Raw genomic sequence first — 18,623 nt, forward strand, 5'->3', positions numbered from 1 at the left:
ATTCACTCCTATTTGGTCACGCTCACCAATTCAATTTGTACGCTTTGCAAGCTGTACGGCACAAAGATACGCAATGAAAGCTCTTGTTTTATTTGCGCCCATGCCGCACTAGAGGCATTGATCTTGAAGTATTCATAGCCGCCTTTGAGTGACACCTTGCTGGGAGGTCTTTGGCAGTGGGTCAGCTCAGCGCCGCCCAGAGCTGATGCGATCAACATTTCAATTTGTGACGATGCCGCCACTTTCACTTGGTCGGCAAATAGTTCTATCCACTGTGTTGATTCGTGCTCAAAGAATGCCGCTAAATAGAACTCATTATTTCTAAACTGATCGGCTTCAAAGCCAGTGACTTCAAACATCGAGTCAGAGAGCTTTTCAAGTGGTAAATTAGCGGAGCGCTTGGTACTAATACTGCCGATAAGCTGTTGTATTTGAGATTCAAAATAGCCAAAGATTTGTCCCAAATTGTCATGCTGATAAGGCGGTATATCTATCTGTTGCTCTGCTTCAAAATGGGCCAATTGAGTCAGTAATGTACTCATGGCAATGTACATGTCTTCTGGATGGGTATACTGGGACAACAATAAGTGGTTCAGATAAGGCATATTTGCAGACATGGCTTGTAATAGCATAAATTGCTTTAAATCACTGGGACCAAAATCTTCAACAACGCCCATCTGTGCGCGACTTGATTGCAGCGCTTGATACTTGGCGTTTAAAATATTACCTGCACTATTGAGCCGAGAAAATGTCGGTGCATGGACACGCACGTTAAGTAGTGAGGGCACAAAATGTGTATCAAATGCAAACTCCCCTTGCTCATTGGTTATCACCTTTGCACACTGCAACTGTTCAATAAAGCTTTGGCTGGATGAGCTTTCAATTAACATTAGTTTGGGCTTGGCCACCATGACCTCTTTGCCTCGCGCAGGGTCATGCTCATCTTGTAGTTCTACAAATTCACATTGGTAGGCACTGAGTTGACCATTTTGCGGATAACCTTTTATGTCACTCACTGCGTGATTGGTTGCCAGCGCTAAACTCAGCGTCACAGATTGCTGACCGTCATCGAGCTCATACGTGAGCGCATCTGAGTCAGTAAACGACATTTCGATTAACCGGCCACTTTTGAAAATAACGCTGACAGCCAACAGTTTAACCACGCCTTTTGCAATGGCGCTTTCATCAAACTGCAGACGATAGAATCCATAAGGCACTTTTTGCGATAAACGACTACGCGCAGCCATTTCACTTTGCAAATGCTTATCCAAGTGCTGAAAGTGCTGCTGACTCAACATCACACCCTCAGCCCACACTGGCTTAAAAGACAGGTTATCGAATATCATGAGCTAGTCTTCCGCACCCGGTACATACAATGCATTGCTTTGGACTTCGATATCAAGCGACGTTGATAATGGAACCGGCCAGTCGTTTAGGTCGTAATAGGTGCGCCATTTACCATCGGTGCGCTCACGAAATAGCGCAACAAAGCCAACATACTTGGCAGAGTCAGCTCGCTCAAAGTTGATTTTTAGGCGTTCAGAAGGGTTAATGGTGCGCTCTTCAACTGTGATCAGAGAGCTGGCCAAAATAGACCTATCTTCTTTCCACAGTTGTTCAAACGTCGCGTTTCTAAAGGCTTGTACATCAGTAAGCTGATACACCTTCAACACCACAGGCAATGGCTCATCAAACTTATTTAAGTTTATGTTATCGGTCGCCTGAACATCTAATTTTACCTGAGTCGTCATACATGCAGACAAACTTAGCAGCGCCACAAAACAGACAATCAACCTCGCCATGATTTTATTCCTTGTAGTGAATTACATAAGTTTTATTGTTTTGGTACAGGTGTTCACAACTGCGAATGATGTCCATTGAAGCCCTGCGGCATAAATGGCCTTAAATTAGCGGATTGCAAATCGTCTTGCTTATAAACCGCAACTAAACACCTAGCTTAAACTTCAACATCAATGCTTGATTAAAATCAAAAAGCAGTAATAAAGAATCATTTATTGTTAATTTATTGATTCAATAATTACCCACATTTGTACCCTTGCCAAAAATCGACACAGACAATACATAAAATAAATCTCCAGATCAAACCATTTAATCAAAAATAAAATATTTGATTAACAAAAACACGTACTTTATGATCAAAAACAAACTTAAAGCATGAGTTTAACTCATATTAAAGCGTTAAAAATACAGTTTAAACCCGAAATTCGATTACATAAAAGTTACATTCAAGTGAAACAAAAATGAAAAACTTCAACGATTAAGGATAGAAAAATGGCACAAACAAGGATGCAAATATATGGACTGAGTCATCAAGCTTTTGTTACATACTTTGAATTAACTTCATGTATTAGTGAGTTTTTTTTATTAAACGTCAAAATAGAGTCTAAACTCAAAATCGATAATGATTTAGTATTAGGAAATACTGTTACTTTTGAAACAATACATAAGGATGGTAAGAGTACATTTTTTACTGCAACCTTGAGCGATTTTTCAGCTCAGCATGTGCACTCACAGCTTTACCAATATCAGCTTACGCTCAAACCTAAGCTCTCAAGGTTGGTCGACTCTCAACACAGCCGCATTTTTGTAAACTCCGATGTACGCTCTGTCATCCAGCAGCTACTGACTCAAGCGGGCTATCAAGCCGATCAGATTGATTGGCGGCTGTCACACCCTCTCCCTTTTGAAAAAATCAGAGTGCAACCCCTTGAGCAAGACCACCAGTTTTTACTTCGAACCTTGCAGCAATATGGGCTGTTTTACTGGTTTGAGTGCACTGGCTTAAACGAAAAAGTGGTGTTCAGTGACAGTAACCTCAACTCGCCTTATGTCAGTCGAACTCAGTTAAGGCTGCGCAGCAGCGATGGTATAGAGCGCAATAACACCAGTCAGCATGTCGGCTTTTTTGAGTTTAATCGAGAAGTGGCATGGCATTTAGAGGGCAGTCAAGTTCACCAATCCACCAGCCCACCAAGCACAGGAACGAGTGTCACAAAAAATTACTTTGAGCCCAACTTAAATGCACAAAGCACAGTCCAGTTAAGCACAGATTTTGAACTCTCAGCACGCGCTAAAAATGATGTGCTGCGCCTCACAGGTAATGTGCCAGACGCTCTACCTGGGTATTCATTCTCACTCGTATGCAATGCCATTGGCCAAGTCAGTGGCGATTATTTATGCATTGAAGCAAAGCACATATTCAGTGCAGGTAGCAGCGAAGAGCCAGATAGTGCCCGCCATCATTGCAAGATTACCTGTATTCCTCGTAGCAACCCGTTTAAGCTCCCCATACAACCAAACTTACCAAAACCTATGGTATTTCGCGCGCATGTGGTCACCGAGCAAGCAGGCAATGACCCGACTCAAGTGGCCCTAGATAGCAACGGGCACTATAACTATAAACCCCAATATGCAGAAGATATCTCGGTTGTGCCGCACGCAATTAAGGCACTCACACGCTATGCCTGCAGCGGCCAAGCTCAAGCCACAGGCTGGCATTTTCCACTCTTGCCGAGCAGCCAAGTACTGATAGGTTGCATCAATAACGACCCGGACAATACCTTTATCATGGGGTTTGCCTCGGACCAGCAGCAAACAAGTTTAGTCACCAGTCAAAATGCTGAACACAATATCATGCAAACGCGCACCGATAACCAACTGCTTTTTGATGACAATGAGCGCACACCTAAGATACTGCTCAAAACCCTCAACGGCGAGCAGCATATCGAGCTAAACAGCGACCGTAGCGCCCCATTTATTCAAGTAGCCGCTCAACAAGGTGCAATGACGCTGATCAGTGCTGATGACTTCACCGTTCAAAGTGATAACCGCATCCAAATGCAAGCACGCGCAAGTGCGCAGATCAAATCAAAAAAAGCCGTCGCTATGCGCACAGATAGAAGTACCATTGAAACGCACAGCAATAGCATTCAAAACCTCACCGGCAGTAAAATAGAAGCCAGCGCCAATACCCATAGCAGCATCAAATCAGGGAAACATATAAACTGCGTCATTGGACAAGACTGTAACCTTGAAAGTGTCGGTGGCATTGTGCTCTGTGCGCCTAATGGTAGTCAGGTGATCCACGGTGATGATGGTATCACCATACGCGGCCTTGGTATGGGTACGCTCGGTCTGTATAGCCAAGGCGCTTCTATCACCCTAGATACCAGCGGTAATATCGATATTATCGCGTCAAAACTACTGACGTTAAAAGGTAAGGCCGCAACCATACTAGATGGACCGGTAGAGTATGACTTTGAATCACCGCAAAGTCCTTCTGAGTCTGAAGAACCCAGCATTTCTGATGTCGAAGATAATAGCCGCGTCAGTATTCGCGATATTTAAACCCGTGCGGCACAGGGTGCCGCCATTATATTTCGGTTTGAAAAGCTGCCATATCCACCAAAAAAGAAATGGCTTGAGCTTGCGTCATTTGCTCCGGATCGAACTCTGTTTGGCCGTTTTTTCGCAGTAACTCATAAAAAGACTCAGATCCCCCCGCATAGCCCATTTGCCACTTTGCAAATGTGTGTTCAGACACTTCGTCATAGCTAATAATGGTGGCTTCTTCATGTCTCGGATCGTCTGCAATATCTAAGTAGAGCTCATTTACCGTTTCTCTGTCTCCCTCGAGTGCTTGTAAAAAAAACTGGTTTTCAAAGCACAGCATGCCACACACCTCTAATTCGTCGTTATTCGAGCGCGCGGTTTGCAAAATATTGCGTAGATCCGACAAACTCATACTACGAGATGCCTGACTGTAATAGACCAATCTCACTAGCTTCATATCCATACACTCCTAGTCTTCTTCATTGAACATGCCATTACACAGAAAGTGTAATCATTGGCTATAGTTATCAAAATTACAAGGCAAGAACCGCAACGATTATGGAAAGACAACAGCAGAGCGTTTTACACGTTGGGCCGAATTCTGACGCCCTTGATGCGCTATTAACTCAACGTAATTATCAACTCGAAGTCACCGATAATCTCAGAGCATGTAAAAAGCTCATCCGCAAAAAAAAGCCCGGATTAATTATTTTTAATGTTGAAGACAAGGACTCTGAGGCGCTGACCGAGCAAGTATTGGAATATGTACGAATTGGCTGCCAAGACAAAGACTTAATTTTCATCGTTGCACATCCTCCAGCACGCATGCCAGACGCATTGAGCTGGATTGAAAACTACGATATTTCGAGCTTTATTAGCTTATCTCCAGATAAAACTGAATTTAACTTAAGCGTGATTGAGCGCAACCTCAAAGCTTGGCAACGTCTAGTGCAGATCAATGCCCAACACAAAGCTGAGAGCGATCTATTGATGAGTGTGGCGCACTTACATCGTAATAATAACGATATCAATGAGGTTATGCTGACCTTTATGCGCTCATTGGCCAATATAGCCTGTGCCACAACGCACTGCAGAATAAAAATAAACAACCAAAACGAAGGCGCATTAAGCCATGTTTGGCCTGAACAACCAACACTTGAACAGGGGTTGTCCGGAGTTTTCGCTCTACCAGCCTTACCCGCTTATTTAGCGCGCTCTTTAACTGAGAAAAAGCCCCAAATAGATTTATTGCCAAACGACGATGCATTTCAACCGCTCAATCAATTACTTGGAACAAAGCTCAGCAGTTACTTAATATTTCCCATTGTTGTATACGATAAAGTCCTTGAAATGATGATTTTTTTTATTGATGAACAGGCCATGGAATCTGTCTCCATGCGGCAGATTGATGTGGTAAGCAAAGCCGCAGAGCAGCTCACTATTTTACTGGAAAGAAAAGAGTCGGAAAGACGTCTGAAAAAACAGTGTACCCGCTTAAAAGAAGCGCTTCTTGAGCTAAAAGAAACCCAAAACCAACTTGCACACAGCGAGAAAATGGCGACGGTTGGCCAATTTGCTGCGGGCATTGCCCACGAGATAAATAACCCCTTGTCGTCGGTATTAAGTAACTTTGGCTCGATGGACAATTACCTAGATAGCATCCTCAATCTACAAAATTTACATGATCAGTTTTTAAATGCCGTGGAGGGCGGAAATCAGCATACCGGCGCAAAAATTAAAAGCCAAATCACAAATTATCGGGGCCAATCAGACATCGACTTTATTTATGATGATATTCGCGAGATCGTTGCTCAATCGCAAATGGGCTTAAGCCGAGTCAGTGACATCATTAAAGATTTGCAGTCATTCACCGTTGTACAAAATCAGCATCATTGTCAGCTCGACATCCCAGCTATTTTGACTCAAAGCTTGTCATTACTAGAGGGTCATAACAAGCACGATATTGTAGTCGAGACCCACTTAGCGCACACCTGCCAACCCGTTTCTAACTCTGGATTTGTGCAACAGATTTTAACTAACTTATTAAAAAATGCGTTTCAGGCAGTAGAACAGAGCCAACCTGAATCCCCCTATGTGGCAGTCTGCACAAAAGACGCTGATAACAGGCTAGTCATTACAGTCAAAGACAATGGGCCCGGCATACCGCTGGATATTCAAGATAAAGTGTTCGACCCGTTCTTTACCACAAAAGCGGTTGGACAAGGCAGTGGGCTTGGTTTGTCTGTGAGTTACAATTTAAGTAAGCGTTTAGGTGGTGAGTTATCTCTTGTCTCTACTCCAAACGCGCATACCGAGTTTACTCTGTCGCTGCCGATAAACTAAAAAGTGCCTGCATTATATATTTATAAAGCAGGCTCTATTTTTCTGACACTAGCTCTGCGTAAGGCAGAGAAACACTGACTACAACCCCTCGGTCTGCGCAATTACGAAACGCTAATTTTCCTTGGTGCGCATCAATAATTTCCCGACATAATGCCAGACCTAACCCTGTTCCAGCGTGCTTGGTAGAGTAAAATGGCAGTAATGCATTTTCCAGTACTTCTGCTGCCATTCCTGAGCCAAAATCTCGCACTGCAATGCTCACATTGTGCTGTCCTTGTTCTGTAAAACTCAACTGGACCGGTGGCGCATCACTTTGCTCACTTTGCGCTTCATGGGCATTTTTTAAAATATTGATAAGCACCTGCTCTAACTGATGCTCATCTGCAACTACCTGCTTGGAGGGAAGCGCCGTTGTGAGTTCAAACGGATATAATGCGTTTAATTGTTCAACTAAAGATTCCCAGTTAACAGGCTTCTTATTCGGCATTTTTAGTTTTGATAACTCGCCATAGCCTTTAATAAATTCATTAAGGTGCCCAATGCGTCGAGAAATCGCGCTAAACACTCTATCTAATCTTGGTTCAGATAAGTTTTGTGCCAATAATTGCCCTGAGTGGCACATAGAGCTAATGGGAGCAATGGAGTTGTTCAATTCATGGCTGAGCACTCGGATCACTTTTTTCCACGTTTGTACTTCTTGACGCCCAAGCTCATGAGTGATGCTTTTTAGCAGGTAAAGCGTATGGCTTGCTTGATGAATACGCACACTAGATTTAGCCAAGTGCCAAGCTTGCTCATCACCGTTTTGATCGTTAAGGGTAAAAATACTCTCTCCGCTATTTTGCAAGGCGTGCGCAAAGTCATCATCTAGCGTTTCACTGATATCATGCCAACTGTGACCTAACAAAGAATCCCCTTCTTTAAACATGAGTTCTGCAGCGCGATTGGCAAAAATAATTTTATGCTCAGGACTAACCAGAAACGTGATCACAGGAGAGGTGTTGAGCACTTTATCAAGCAACATCTCACGTTGATAAAGATGCTGACGTTCCTTTCTTAGTTTTTCAGTACATTGATTGAATAAATTAAACACACGGTCATAAGTAGGATCATTTTTGGGCGCGATACTAACCGAAAAATCACCATCGATCAGGCTCAAAAACCCCTGTTCAATACTGCGCTGAATATTGGCCTGAGTTTGGTTGTAAGCACGGTACAAATATCCGATAACAGTAAACAGTACTATACCTAAAATCAGAAATATCCAAGGATATGACGGCCCATAGAGTGCAGCGGCTATGGTAAATGCCAGTTGGCCAATAAAAAGCAAAGCAATCACTTTACTCATCATGCTTTTCCAATTTGAACTTTTCAATACGACGATACAAAGTTTGACGGCTGAGACCTAACTCTTGCGCCGCATGCGCAATCGTCCAGTTATGCTTCTCAAGTACCTGCTGCATGTGCTCTTTTTCGCTCAATGTTGTTGTTTGCTCATGTCCTTGAAAAGCACTGACATCAACTTGATTTTTATCCGCAAAAATTAATGCTCGTCGACAGCTATTTTCCAGCTCTCGAACGTTACCAGGCCATGTTTGCTGCATTAAAAAGTGCTCTGCTTCTTTGGTAAGCGTATGCGCCACACCAATGAAGTGTTGAGCCAATGGAATAATGTCTGCTTTGCGTTTATTGAGCGGTAAAATTTGCAGTTCCATTCCGTTGAGGCGATAGAATAAATCTTCTCTAAACGCGCCACTTTTAATATCGAGCAATAAGTTGGCGTTAGTCGCACTTATCACTCGTACATCTACCTTTTGCGTCACATTAGAGCCCAATCGCTCAAATTCACCGGTCTGCAACACGCGCAATAGTTTCATTTGGCCTGCAAGTGGTAAGTTGCCAATCTCATCTAAAAATAATGTGCCGCCATCAGCTGCTTCGAAACGCCCTGCCCTTGCTTGATTTGCACCGGTAAACGCGCCTTTTTCTGCACCAAATAATTCGGCTTCCATAAGCTCCTGTGGGATAGCGCCCATATTCACTTTAATAAAAGGCGCATTCGCACGCTGCGATTTTTGGTGAACAAAGTCAGCTAACTTTTCCTTACCTGAGCCATTCGGGCCGGTGATCAACACGTTGATATCCGCAGCGGCCACCTTAGTCGAGGTAAAGATAAGCTCACTCATTTCACGACTTTGATAAATCAATTTGCACTCAGGGATAGGCGCAGCTTGTACTGAGATATTTTCTTCGATAGCTTGTAATAACTTCTTATCATCCCAAGGCTTAGGGAGATAGTCTGCGGCACCTGATTTGACTAACGTTATCGCCGTTTCTAATTGGCTCCAAGCGGTGATGATAATGATGGGTAAAGTGGGGTTTAGCTCTTTTAATGTACCAAATAACTGCTTTCCCTCATCTCCTGATGTGGTCCCTTCGCTGAAGTTCATATCTTGAATGACCAAATCCACTTTTTGTCGAGAGACGGTCAAAATGGCATCTTTAACGTTAGTGACTGTCAATACAGTGTAACTGTGAATACTCAGCAATAAATCTAACGCATCTAAAATATCAGGGTTGTCATCGACAACAAGAATTGTGTTCATAACCATTTAAATGTCATGTAGTGACCGTTTTAACTGGTCACTACATGTCTTTCCTTCATTTTTATAACGTGCGGGTTGCAACCACTGGCGCTATTTTTGTTGTTTTCCATGCAGGCAACCAGGTTGCCGCAGTACCAGATATAAACACGATGATAACACAAGACAAATAACTGATAACATCCGGTTTTGGTATCACAATGACTTCTGCCAATAACATATTCACTGCAATCACACTCGCGACCCCAAGTAGTGCGGCAATACCACTGACCAGCCAGTTTTCGCTCAACACATAGACTAATACATCCTTTTTCCGTGCGCCCAATGCACGCCTAATACCAATTAAACGCTTTTGCTTAGACACATGAAAGTGTGCATGAGCAAAGCAACTGATCATGGTCACCAATAACATCATCCCGGTCAGCAAGCTAAATAAGGTTGCCAAACTGCTCGACTCTTTAAAATAATCACTGTGATGTTCTTCCATGGTCAGGATCTCTCGGATCTCTCGTTCAGGGTGTACTTGATTAATGGCCTCAGTGATCGCCGTTTTAGTCTTTTGTATATCACCTGAGGTGACTTTCACCATATACATTAAACGCATTTGAGAGCGAGCCATATTTCTATACATGAATATGCCATGATGTGGGTATTTACTCGAAGGCCTAATTGCAATATCCGACACCACGCCGATCACTCGCCCTTCAGAGGTATGCTTGCCAACCGCGCTTTCTCCCGGGTACAGTGCCTCAGCTAAGCTACGAGTTAAAATGATATTGGCTTCAAATTCATGATTCTCTAAATAGCCATGTGTTGCATTGTCATCAAGCGTAAAATCACGCCCAAGGTGCATTTGTGCGCCGAGTAAGTCAAAAAACTGTTCGTCTACATAGTACATTGGCACACCTGTAAACTGCCTTTCTACTGGCGCATCTTCGGGTTGATTTACATCTTCAATAGAGTGGAAGTTACCGCCTTTCATCAGCGGCAATTGGTTGGTAAAACTCACCGTTTCAACTACATCTAGTTTATTCAAAGCCGCCATATCTTCATCTATTACAGACAAGAAGAAATTGGCATCTAAAAAGGCTTCTGAGGTTGGACGGACCTGAAATACCAATACATTTTCCATATCAAAACCCACATCTCGGGCTAACTTTTCATTGGCTTCAATACTTAACAATAAGCTGTTACAAGCCAGTCCTATGGTTAATACAAGTTGGAAAATAAGCAAACCTGTTGCAAATTTACGCAGCAACATAGATTTTAATAATGCTTTTAGATTCATCGTGCTACTCCTTACTTCAAGATGCTAGCTAGCGGCGTACGTGCGCCCTGCACAAGCGGATATATGGTACTTAACAGGCTGGAAGTCAGTGCCACACCCACACCAATCACTATCATGTGTAGCGGCAATTCTGCTACAGGTGCCAAGTCTTCGAATAACTGACGGTACAAGGCCAATAAACTCATGGCCAACACCAAAGATACCAAGGCACAGGTGATCCCTAAAATCACACTCTCTATCACGCCTTGATAAAACACTTGCTTGCGACTGGCGCCAACCGCTCGACGCAAGTTTGCTTCAAACTGCCCAGCCTGATAGCGAGATAACATCAAGCTATTGGCATTAAAAATACACACCAGCAGAAAGATACCCGTGGCAAAAGTAAACGCTAAAAGATCTTTATTGACGACTTCGTTCTCATCCAACCAAGCGTTTACATCATAAAGTCGGTTATCCACTTCATGGCGGTGATTACCTTTCTCTTTTTGCTGCTGCGCATAGCTATCGATAAAGGTTTGAAAAGCCAATCGCTGCTGCTCATCTACCAGCTCAACAAATGTCTGAATGTAATACGCATTAATCTGTCTCGTTTCACTCAGTACTGAGTAGCTATCTGTCGATACCGCTCGCGCATAGATGGCCCAATTATTGTCTATGGCCACTTCAATGGGTACAAACAAATCATCTGTTTCATCAAAGGCGTTTCCTTCAGAGGCATGATAAAAAAGCGGCCTCATATGCCAAGGTTTCAATACACCGACAATGTTATAAATTTTACCTTGTAGCTCAACTTGCTTGCCGACACTATTCTCGCCACCAAATAAGGTCATGTTGAGCTTATGGCCAATCACAACCTCTGTACCATGCTCATTTTCCCACGCTTTACCATGGGCAAACTCAGCGCCCATCATGTCAAAAAATGAGGCGGTGGTCGCTCGCGTACTACTTGAGTAACGTGTCAAATCATCAGAGTCTGCACGGCGACTATAGACATGAGTTGCATAGTGCATGGTTGCATTTTCTGCGACACCAGCATCCAGTATTGCTTTTGCATCGCTGTATCTGATCGTATGCATACTGCCAAAGTTATTCGTTGAACCTGCGTAAGTATTCATATTCACAATGAATATTTGATCACTTTTACCGGGTATAGGATCTTGTGACATCAAAGACAGCATAGATAAATTAGCTAACAAGGTGCCGATCCCAATCGACAGGGTTAAAATAATCAGGGAAAAAAACAGCGGTGTGCGTTTAAAGTTGCGCACGCATAGCTGCACATAATAAGAAAACATATCCATGTTTACCTCCTAAGCCACTGGCTGGTTCTGATTTATGATTGGTGCCTGTTCAACTGGCGCATAAATGCTGTAGTCCGTGATTTGACCATCAATGATTTGTATATTGCGGTTCACTTCTCTGGCTTGATCTGGGTCGTGCGTGACCATGATGATGGTACTGCCTTCTTTATTAATGGTTTTTAGCAAGTCCATGATTTGCCTTGCCATTAGTGAATCAAGGTTACCCGTCGGTTCATCAGCCAATAAAATCTTAGGCTCACCTGCCAGTGCTCTTGCAATGGCAACTCGCTGTTGTTGACCCCCTGACAGCTGACTGGGTAAATAACTATGGCGACTTGATAATCCGACCAGCTCAAGCGCATGCTCAATGCGATTACGTCTTTGCTTAGCACTTAAGCCACGATAACGCAGTGGCATATCCACGTTATCGTAAATACTGTAGTCTGGGATCAAGTTATAGTTTTGAAAAATAAACCCAATTTTCTCGTTTCTCAAACGCGATAAGTCATCATCTGATAGCCCTTTGACAGAAGTGCCATCCAAGACATACTCCCCCTCGTTAAACTCATCAAGTAACCCCGCCACATTCAAAAATGTCGACTTACCTGAGCCTGATGGGCCTGTCACTGCCACAAACTCTCCGGCATCCACTTGTAAGTTAAAGTCACGTAGCGCATGCGTTTGAATCGTTTCACTGCGATACACTCTGCTGATATTGTTCATTGAAAGCATAATTAGGTCCTTAATTTTTGTTGTTTATTTTGAAATCTTAAAAGTTTGGCTTTGGCTAAATGCGTCGTAGTCAGAAATAATGATTTCTTCACCTTCTTGAACGCCGCTGATCAATTCGACATAGTCGACACTAGATACCCCTATTTTAATGTCGCGTACCTGAGCCATTTGATCTTGAATCACGAAGGCTTGCTTGCCTCCAAAGCTTGATAAAAACGGGCCGCGCTTGACTTGCAGTACCTGCGCTTTTTTCTCAAATTCAATACGTCCATTTACGCGCTGATTCTGACGTAGCTTTAAATCACTATCGGCATCAATCTTCACTCGCACGGCAACTTGGTTTTGTTGGATCTCTGGAGATACTGAGCTCACCGCCCCCTGATAAAACTGCCCGCCAAGAGATATCTCAACATTTAGCCCGATACCTAAATCGTCAGCATAAAACTCTGGTACTTGTAGCTCAGCTTCATATTCAGATAAATCCACAATGGTCATAAGTGCTTGGGCATCTGCAACTTGCTCTTTTTGCTGTACTAACCAGCTTCCGACGACCCCAGTCACAGGCGCTCGAACTTCCAGTGCACGTTGTCTGCGCTTCAATTCGTCTAAGATTTGCGTTTGACGCTGTACCGATAGTTCTCTTGTTTGCGCCTCAAAATCTAAGCGCTTTTTAGCCATAGAAACACGCTGTTGCGCATGCTTGTGCATCAGTTGTGCCTCAAGGAGCGTATCTTTACTGCGGGCAAAGTCCAACTCACTGATCACTTGCTTGTCATAAGATTCTTTGGAGCGACGCTGCTCACGCTGAGCTGCATTTAAACGCACAGTCGCCTCATCTAAACTGCGCTCCAATTCAAGTTGTGCTTCATCGTCTGCTAATAACCCTCTATTGGACTCCAACTGTAACTGAGTCAGCAACGAACTTTGCTGATCAATTTGGGCATCGAGTTCTGGGCTATGGATTGTTGCAAGCAACGCATCTTGCTCCACCCTATCACCGGGTTTAACTAACAAGGTCGCTTGACCCGGCTCCGGGCTGTATACTTGCGGCGCATTGGCTGCCACTAAACGTCCAGAGACAGACACATCTCTCACTAAATCTTTTTTAATCACTTTGGCTGTAATCAACTGCGCGTAAGATACCGTTTTTATGCCTGAGTACCACTGGCTAATCGCTGGGATAGACACTACGGTGATCAGCGTCATCAATACTGCTGAAACAACGAATTTAAGTTTACTTGAACGCGTGCTTGGCGCGATGACTTCATCCTGGGACTGAGTTCCTTTAATCATTTTATACCACCTGCTGATTTCGATACTTAGATATAAGCGAGGACAGTGCCAACAATGAAATAAAAATAAACAATTGATTTTAAATAACTTTTATTCTTTATGTTTTTATCGAGTGTCCGAATGGACACATCTGTTGTCCAGATGTGTCACTGTGACACGATTGTGGACACTTGATGTCCACAGAGTAATTTAATCTAAATTAGTAGTGAACTTGCACCGATATGGATACAACAAAATGGGGTTTGCTTTAAGAGTGGGAATCAACCAAACGGGAAAAGTCTATTACGATGCATTGCGTATATTGGCATGTTTATTTGATCTTCATATTCCTATTCGTTTTCATTTCAGATAAAAACAGGGTTCTGTTTAGCGCAGTTTATAAAAGCTGTTTTAACTCAGTATGTTTTTAAACAAGCCTATTATCTCAAATTTGCTCACTTAAGGGTGGCAAATCAAGCCTCCATTTAGAGTGTCTTCATCTCAAATTAATATCATTCAATTACATTGAGGTAAAAATCTATCGAATAACTGGTTATTAATTGTACACCACTTCAAACCATCTAAAGTAACAGTCTCAATCATCTGGAAAGTAAAAATAAAAGTGAGGAAACAATGTCTAAATTAAAATTAGTATTTTTTACCATGATCTTTATGTTCGCAGGTGCAGCCAGCGCTTGGACAATAATACCCAGTGGTGTAGTAGACAATTGCGAATGGAGATTTGTACGTGCTTATCAAGCGCCTGGCGTCTCTATTTTCGTGTACCGCGCCGCAAGCAGCTGCCAATATCGAACTAAAATAATTGACTACCGAGTTAGAGAAAAACGTTACCACTAATATGGTAAATGCGTAATTCGAAACTTCCTAATTATGCTTGTAACACCAAGGGAGCTAGCTCCCTTTTTTAACACTGTCAGCATCAATCCACAACTTGTACTGACTCACCCATGATGTCGTCGTATGTGTTTTATCAATCCATCACTATTAAATTCTAGCGAGACAACATTGGTCTTTGTATATTCGACTTCATTGTCTAAATGTGCAGGCTTCACCTTACCTGACTCCGTCATTTTGATAAAAACAACGTTAGCACCTGTCATGATATCAAGAATATCTATTTTACTGTGCACCACTTTATCTTTAAGCTTGGCAACCATGTCTTTTCGCAATTTTGCTTTATCCGTGTAGGTAAAGTTGTACTTCACGTGCTCATCCACAAATTCATCTGCCAATAACGCGATAAAGTTATCTATGTCTTGTACCGTTGTTGCGGGTTGTTGGCGAGCATTTTTGGCAGCCACAAAAGCATGCGCCCTCTCAACCATATCATTTGGGGTTAACTCCGTCTGTGCCGAGACAAAACTCGGTAAAGCGATGGATATAAAGGCAAGCGCGTATTTATTCATGTTATTTCCTTATTATTATTTTATTTCACCATCACGCTTGTTTAGTTAGCGTGATGTGTGGTCATTAGACAGATTAGCTTATTAATGCTTCAAAATGGTGTTCAAATGTGATTGGTAATCTTGCAATATCAACTGACGTGCTTTGTGGCTTTTTTGCTGTACACCATGGGCAATAAACGGCGGCACTATTTTCCATCCCATAAAGCCAAATACGTCTTGGTATAATCCATCAATTTTGCCTTTATAATACGCCATTTCATCTTGATTGGCTGCTCCCCCAGTTGTGATTGAGTACATTACCTTTTTTGGCACTAATATGGCTCCTTGACCGTAGGCAAAACCTGAAGTTAATACACGGTCAATCCATCCTTTGAGAATGGCAGGAAACGACCACCACCATAGTGGAAACTGAAGGATCAATAAATCACACGCAATTAGATTTTTCTGCTCCTGCTTAATTTGTTCGCAAAACGCCCCATTGTCTAAAGCATATCGCTGAGCTTTGGCCAAGTTAAATCCCGAAGGCTCTGAGAACCCCATGACATCTTTGCTTCCCGCCACAGCATCAAATTGCTCAGCATATAGATTAGACTCAGTAACAATAGCGCCAAATTCATTAAGTGTTTGCTTAGCAACCTGATGCAGCGCACAGTTAAATGACTTCTCTTCAGGGTGAGCAACTATTAGATGAACGCGCATCTTACTTCCTTGCTTTTCAGGTAATTAAAATTATTATTGACCAGTTCATGCTCGATAAGTTCAATTTAGGTACAATTAACTATCTTCTCTTTTCACACCTAGATCATTTTTCACTAAAACGATGTCTTCACTTGTCTAAGTTGACTTTTTTTTAAAAAAATATGTATTTTTTTTGCATGTTATTTCTGCTATCCAAAACTCACTTAATGGTAAAAATTTAGCCTTTTAAAGCATTAACTTAGCTAAACTACAACAAGTTGATGAACGTAAAATCAGTACTTCACAGAATAGAAAAGGCAATTCCCACACAACTTTTTCTTGATCTTCTGACGTGCCAAGCGCGTATTGCCGGAAAATTAACCACTCCAATGGAGATGATCGTGAAAGTACTTGCAAAACTGGCACTTGTTGCCATGGTGGGCGTACTGTCCGCCTGTTCAGATGATGACGACCCGGTCGTAATTACTCAACCTCACCAACCTGAAAACTCAGTGTATGATGCAGCAAAAGCAGCTGGCTCATTTACCACCTTGGTCGCAGCACTCGACGCAACGGGTCTAAATGCAACACTTGATGACACAAACAACAAATTTACAGTGTTTGCACCGACTGACGCAGCGTTTGAGCTACTCGGCACAGAAACGATAAACGGCTTGCTTGCCGACACCGACAAGCTCAGTAGTATTTTGACATATCATGTACTCGCCTCAGAAGTAAACGCCGAAACTGCGCTGGGGTTAGCAGGGCAAACAACAGCAACCGTCAATGGCGCCAAATTAGCCTTATCCCTGTCAGGTGAAAACCTATTGATTAACACCGCGACTGTCACTCAAACAGATATCCAAACAGACAACGGTATTATTCATGTCATTGATGCGGTATTAATGCCGCCGACTGGCACCACATCAACGCAAAACTTAGCCGAAGTTGCAACCGCTGCGGGAAACTTCACAACGTTATTGAAGGCAGTAGAAACAGCAGGTTTGACAAGCGCCCTCACAGGCTCTGATCCGCTAACTGTTTTTGCCCCAACAGATGCCGCATTTGCAGCACTTGGCACAAAAACAATTAATACCTTGCTGGCTAATCCCGAGGTATTAGGCGACATCCTCAAGCAGCACATTGTTGCAGGCAGTGTCGACTCCATCACTGCGATGTCACTTAATGGCAAAAACGCATCGACCTTGCTGAATAACCAACAAAGCGTGTCTATTGACGCAGCATCAGACATGTTGAAATTTGCAGGCATTACGGTCACTCAAACGGATATTCCGGCTTCTAACGGTATTATCCACGTAATCGATGCTGTCGTGGTCGGCAGCGTGGCGGTGCCTGAGTCACTGGGTTTGATCCCCGAAGTTGCCACTGCGGCGGGTTCTTTTAATACGTTAGTCAGCTTACTTGGCGCAACGGAACTTGACCAAGTGTTGTCAGATCCAACCGTTAAGTTCACTGTATTTGCACCGACCGATGCTGCGTTCGCGGCGCTCGGACAGGAAACTTTAGATGCGCTTGGAGCTAACACAGAGATGTTAAAAGACATTCTGTTGTACCATGTTGTATCTGGGCAAAGCTTTATGTCAGATGCAGCATCCGCCATCGCTTCGTCAGAGTCTAATATGGTCACAATGGCTAACAGTGATATGGCTGCATTAAGTACCGTAGATAGCAAATTATTTATTGATGATGCGGTCATTAGAACTGCAAATGTGCAAGCCGACAACGGGGTTATCCACGTGCTTGATAAAGTGATCATGCCGCCTGCTGATAAAGTTGCTTCCGAAAAAACCATTGCAGAAGTCGCAGGTGAAACTAACGATCTCTCTACGCTGGTGCAAGCTTTAACTACAGCAAACCTTGTGGACACGTTATCAAACAAAGAAGCGACATTTACAGTGTTTGCGCCGACTAATCGTGCATTTCAAAAGATCCCAGCTGACACACTCAATGCATTGTTAGCCGACACCGCTGGGTTAACACAAGTGCTGACACAACATGTGTTGAACTTAGAAGCGCCAGCTATGACAGCGCTCAAGCTCAACGGCAAAAAAGTGGAAACACTTGCAGCAAATATGCTAGATATTCGCGTTGTTGATTTTGCAGGAACCAACAACGGCGAAAACGACGCAGTCGCATACGATTCGAGCAAGCAAATACTGGTCGCTGGTAATGGCAGTGAAAAAGCAGGCTTTACACTCTACACATTTGACAATGATCTCACTTTTGCACAAAGCCAGTGTAACGATGCATGTGCAACAGCTTGGCCGCCGGTGATTGCAACGCAAGCGCAAATTGAAAATATTCCAGGACTGTCTTTAATCGCTCGTCAAGACAATATGATGCAGGTTGCGTATTTAGGGCGTCCTTTATATTTATACGCCGCGGATACTGCTGCAGGAGATATGATGGGCAGTAGCATAGACAATTGGTCACACGTCATGCTACCCACGTCAGGTCTGCAAATCGAAGGCAGCAATGTGATACAAAAAGACATTTATACAGCCAACGGTGTTGTGCACTTAATAGACACCGTGATAACTGCCGTCGATTAACTTCCCTTCCTTTGACCTAGGTATGGCTGTCTATTCGACATGCCATACCTTTT

At 43.1% G+C, this 18,623-nt stretch carries 15 protein-coding genes; 4 read left to right on the forward strand and 11 right to left on the reverse strand.

Annotated features, from left to right (window positions below; genetic code table 11):
• Positions 1-8 precede the first annotated feature (8 nt).
• A complete protein-coding gene (gene tssK / locus L1077_RS18065) occupies positions 9-1,346 on the reverse strand; it encodes a type VI secretion system baseplate subunit TssK (protein ID WP_237138346.1) in 1,338 nt (445 codons plus the stop codon).
• A 3-nt stretch (positions 1,347-1,349) separates the two neighbouring features.
• Entirely contained in the window at positions 1,350-1,802 is a 453-nt protein-coding gene (gene tssJ / locus L1077_RS18070) for a type VI secretion system lipoprotein TssJ (protein WP_063364381.1), read from the reverse strand.
• Between the two features lie 490 nt (positions 1,803-2,292).
• On the opposite strand from tssJ, the gene L1077_RS18075 reads away from it, so the two are divergent.
• Positions 2,293-4,368, forward strand: coding sequence for a contractile injection system protein, VgrG/Pvc8 family (locus L1077_RS18075; protein WP_237138347.1), 2,076 nt, complete (start codon positions 2,293-2,295; stop codon positions 4,366-4,368).
• A gap of 25 nt (positions 4,369-4,393) precedes the next feature.
• On the opposite strand, the gene L1077_RS18080 is transcribed toward L1077_RS18075, so the two are convergent.
• A complete protein-coding gene (locus tag L1077_RS18080; RefSeq protein ID WP_046357754.1) occupies positions 4,394-4,810 on the reverse strand; it encodes a BLUF domain-containing protein in 417 nt (138 codons plus the stop codon).
• A gap of 101 nt (positions 4,811-4,911) precedes the next feature.
• On the opposite strand from L1077_RS18080, the gene L1077_RS18085 reads away from it, so the two are divergent.
• Positions 4,912-6,696, forward strand: coding sequence for a sensor histidine kinase (locus L1077_RS18085; RefSeq protein ID WP_237138348.1), 1,785 nt, complete (start codon positions 4,912-4,914; stop codon positions 6,694-6,696).
• A 34-nt stretch (positions 6,697-6,730) separates the two neighbouring features.
• Here the strand turns inward: L1077_RS18085 and L1077_RS18090 are convergent, their stop codons facing one another.
• The 6 genes from L1077_RS18090 to L1077_RS18115 all read right to left on the reverse strand — a co-directional run bounded on the left by L1077_RS18090 (position 6,731) and on the right by L1077_RS18115 (position 13,913).
• Positions 6,731-8,047, reverse strand: a complete 1,317-nt coding sequence (locus tag L1077_RS18090) for a sensor histidine kinase (protein ID WP_237138349.1) — start codon at positions 8,045-8,047, stop codon at positions 6,731-6,733.
• A complete protein-coding gene (locus tag L1077_RS18095; protein ID WP_237138412.1) occupies positions 8,037-9,302 on the reverse strand; it encodes a sigma-54-dependent transcriptional regulator in 1,266 nt (421 codons plus the stop codon). Before L1077_RS18095 ends, L1077_RS18090 begins: the two co-directional genes overlap by 11 nt.
• 61 nt (positions 9,303-9,363) lie before the next feature.
• Positions 9,364-10,587, reverse strand: coding sequence for an FtsX-like permease family protein (locus L1077_RS18100; protein ID WP_237138350.1), 1,224 nt, complete (start codon positions 10,585-10,587; stop codon positions 9,364-9,366).
• Between the two features lie 11 nt (positions 10,588-10,598).
• Positions 10,599-11,888: an ABC transporter permease gene (locus L1077_RS18105; RefSeq protein WP_063364385.1), complete on the reverse strand. Its 1,290-nt coding sequence runs from the start codon at positions 11,886-11,888 to the stop codon at positions 10,599-10,601.
• 9 nt (positions 11,889-11,897) lie between these two features.
• On the reverse strand, positions 11,898-12,620 hold the full coding sequence (locus L1077_RS18110) for an ABC transporter ATP-binding protein (protein ID WP_063364386.1): 723 nt from the start codon (positions 12,618-12,620) through the stop codon (positions 11,898-11,900).
• A 24-nt stretch (positions 12,621-12,644) separates the two neighbouring features.
• A complete protein-coding gene (locus L1077_RS18115; protein ID WP_063364387.1) occupies positions 12,645-13,913 on the reverse strand; it encodes an efflux RND transporter periplasmic adaptor subunit in 1,269 nt (422 codons plus the stop codon).
• A 612-nt stretch (positions 13,914-14,525) separates the two neighbouring features.
• Between L1077_RS18115 and L1077_RS18120 the strand changes: the two genes are divergently transcribed.
• Positions 14,526-14,750: a hypothetical protein gene (locus L1077_RS18120; RefSeq protein WP_237138351.1), complete on the forward strand. Its 225-nt coding sequence runs from the start codon at positions 14,526-14,528 to the stop codon at positions 14,748-14,750.
• Between the two features lie 104 nt (positions 14,751-14,854).
• On the opposite strand, the gene L1077_RS18125 is transcribed toward L1077_RS18120, so the two are convergent.
• Together L1077_RS18125 and L1077_RS18130 are read right to left on the reverse strand one after the other, a co-directional pair.
• Positions 14,855-15,319 carry a nuclear transport factor 2 family protein gene (locus L1077_RS18125; RefSeq protein ID WP_237138352.1) on the reverse strand — a complete coding sequence of 155 codons (465 nt, stop codon included), beginning with the start codon at positions 15,317-15,319 and terminating at the stop codon, positions 14,855-14,857.
• Between the two features lie 81 nt (positions 15,320-15,400).
• The gene (locus tag L1077_RS18130; RefSeq protein WP_237138353.1) at positions 15,401-16,018 is read right to left on the reverse strand and encodes an NAD(P)H-dependent oxidoreductase; all 618 of its coding nucleotides are present in this window, start codon (positions 16,016-16,018) and stop codon (positions 15,401-15,403) included.
• Positions 16,019-16,392: 374 nt separating this feature from the next.
• Here L1077_RS18130 and L1077_RS18135 point away from each other — a divergent pair, with 374 nt between their 5' ends.
• Positions 16,393-18,570: a fasciclin domain-containing protein gene (locus tag L1077_RS18135; protein ID WP_237138413.1), complete on the forward strand. Its 2,178-nt coding sequence runs from the start codon at positions 16,393-16,395 to the stop codon at positions 18,568-18,570.
• Positions 18,571-18,623 lie beyond the last annotated feature (53 nt).

This window comes from Pseudoalteromonas luteoviolacea, assembly GCF_021654285.1.
Taxonomy (GTDB): Bacteria; Pseudomonadota; Gammaproteobacteria; order Enterobacterales; family Alteromonadaceae; genus Pseudoalteromonas; species Pseudoalteromonas luteoviolacea_J.

Coding starts and splice junctions, on each gene's coding strand:
- L1077_RS18075 (WP_237138347.1), top strand. CDS start 2,293: ATGGCACAAACAAGGATGCAAATATATGGACTGAGTCATCAAGCTTTT.
- tssJ (WP_063364381.1), bottom strand. CDS start 1,802: ATGGCGAGGTTGATTGTCTGTTTTGTGGCGCTGCTAAGTTTGTCTGCA.
- L1077_RS18095 (WP_237138412.1), bottom strand. CDS start 9,302: ATGAACACAATTCTTGTTGTCGATGACAACCCTGATATTTTAGATGCG.
- L1077_RS18115 (WP_063364387.1), bottom strand. CDS start 13,913: ATGATTAAAGGAACTCAGTCCCAGGATGAAGTCATCGCGCCAAGCACG.
- L1077_RS18085 (WP_237138348.1), top strand. CDS start 4,912: ATGGAAAGACAACAGCAGAGCGTTTTACACGTTGGGCCGAATTCTGAC.
- L1077_RS18120 (WP_237138351.1), top strand. CDS start 14,526: ATGTCTAAATTAAAATTAGTATTTTTTACCATGATCTTTATGTTCGCA.
- L1077_RS18105 (WP_063364385.1), bottom strand. CDS start 11,888: ATGGATATGTTTTCTTATTATGTGCAGCTATGCGTGCGCAACTTTAAA.
- L1077_RS18090 (WP_237138349.1), bottom strand. CDS start 8,047: ATGATGAGTAAAGTGATTGCTTTGCTTTTTATTGGCCAACTGGCATTT.
- L1077_RS18080 (WP_046357754.1), bottom strand. CDS start 4,810: ATGAAGCTAGTGAGATTGGTCTATTACAGTCAGGCATCTCGTAGTATG.
- L1077_RS18130 (WP_237138353.1), bottom strand. CDS start 16,018: ATGCGCGTTCATCTAATAGTTGCTCACCCTGAAGAGAAGTCATTTAAC.
- tssK (WP_237138346.1), bottom strand. CDS start 1,346: ATGATATTCGATAACCTGTCTTTTAAGCCAGTGTGGGCTGAGGGTGTG.
- L1077_RS18125 (WP_237138352.1), bottom strand. CDS start 15,319: ATGAATAAATACGCGCTTGCCTTTATATCCATCGCTTTACCGAGTTTT.
- L1077_RS18100 (WP_237138350.1), bottom strand. CDS start 10,587: ATGAATCTAAAAGCATTATTAAAATCTATGTTGCTGCGTAAATTTGCA.
- L1077_RS18135 (WP_237138413.1), top strand. CDS start 16,393: ATGATCGTGAAAGTACTTGCAAAACTGGCACTTGTTGCCATGGTGGGC.
- L1077_RS18110 (WP_063364386.1), bottom strand. CDS start 12,620: ATGCTTTCAATGAACAATATCAGCAGAGTGTATCGCAGTGAAACGATT.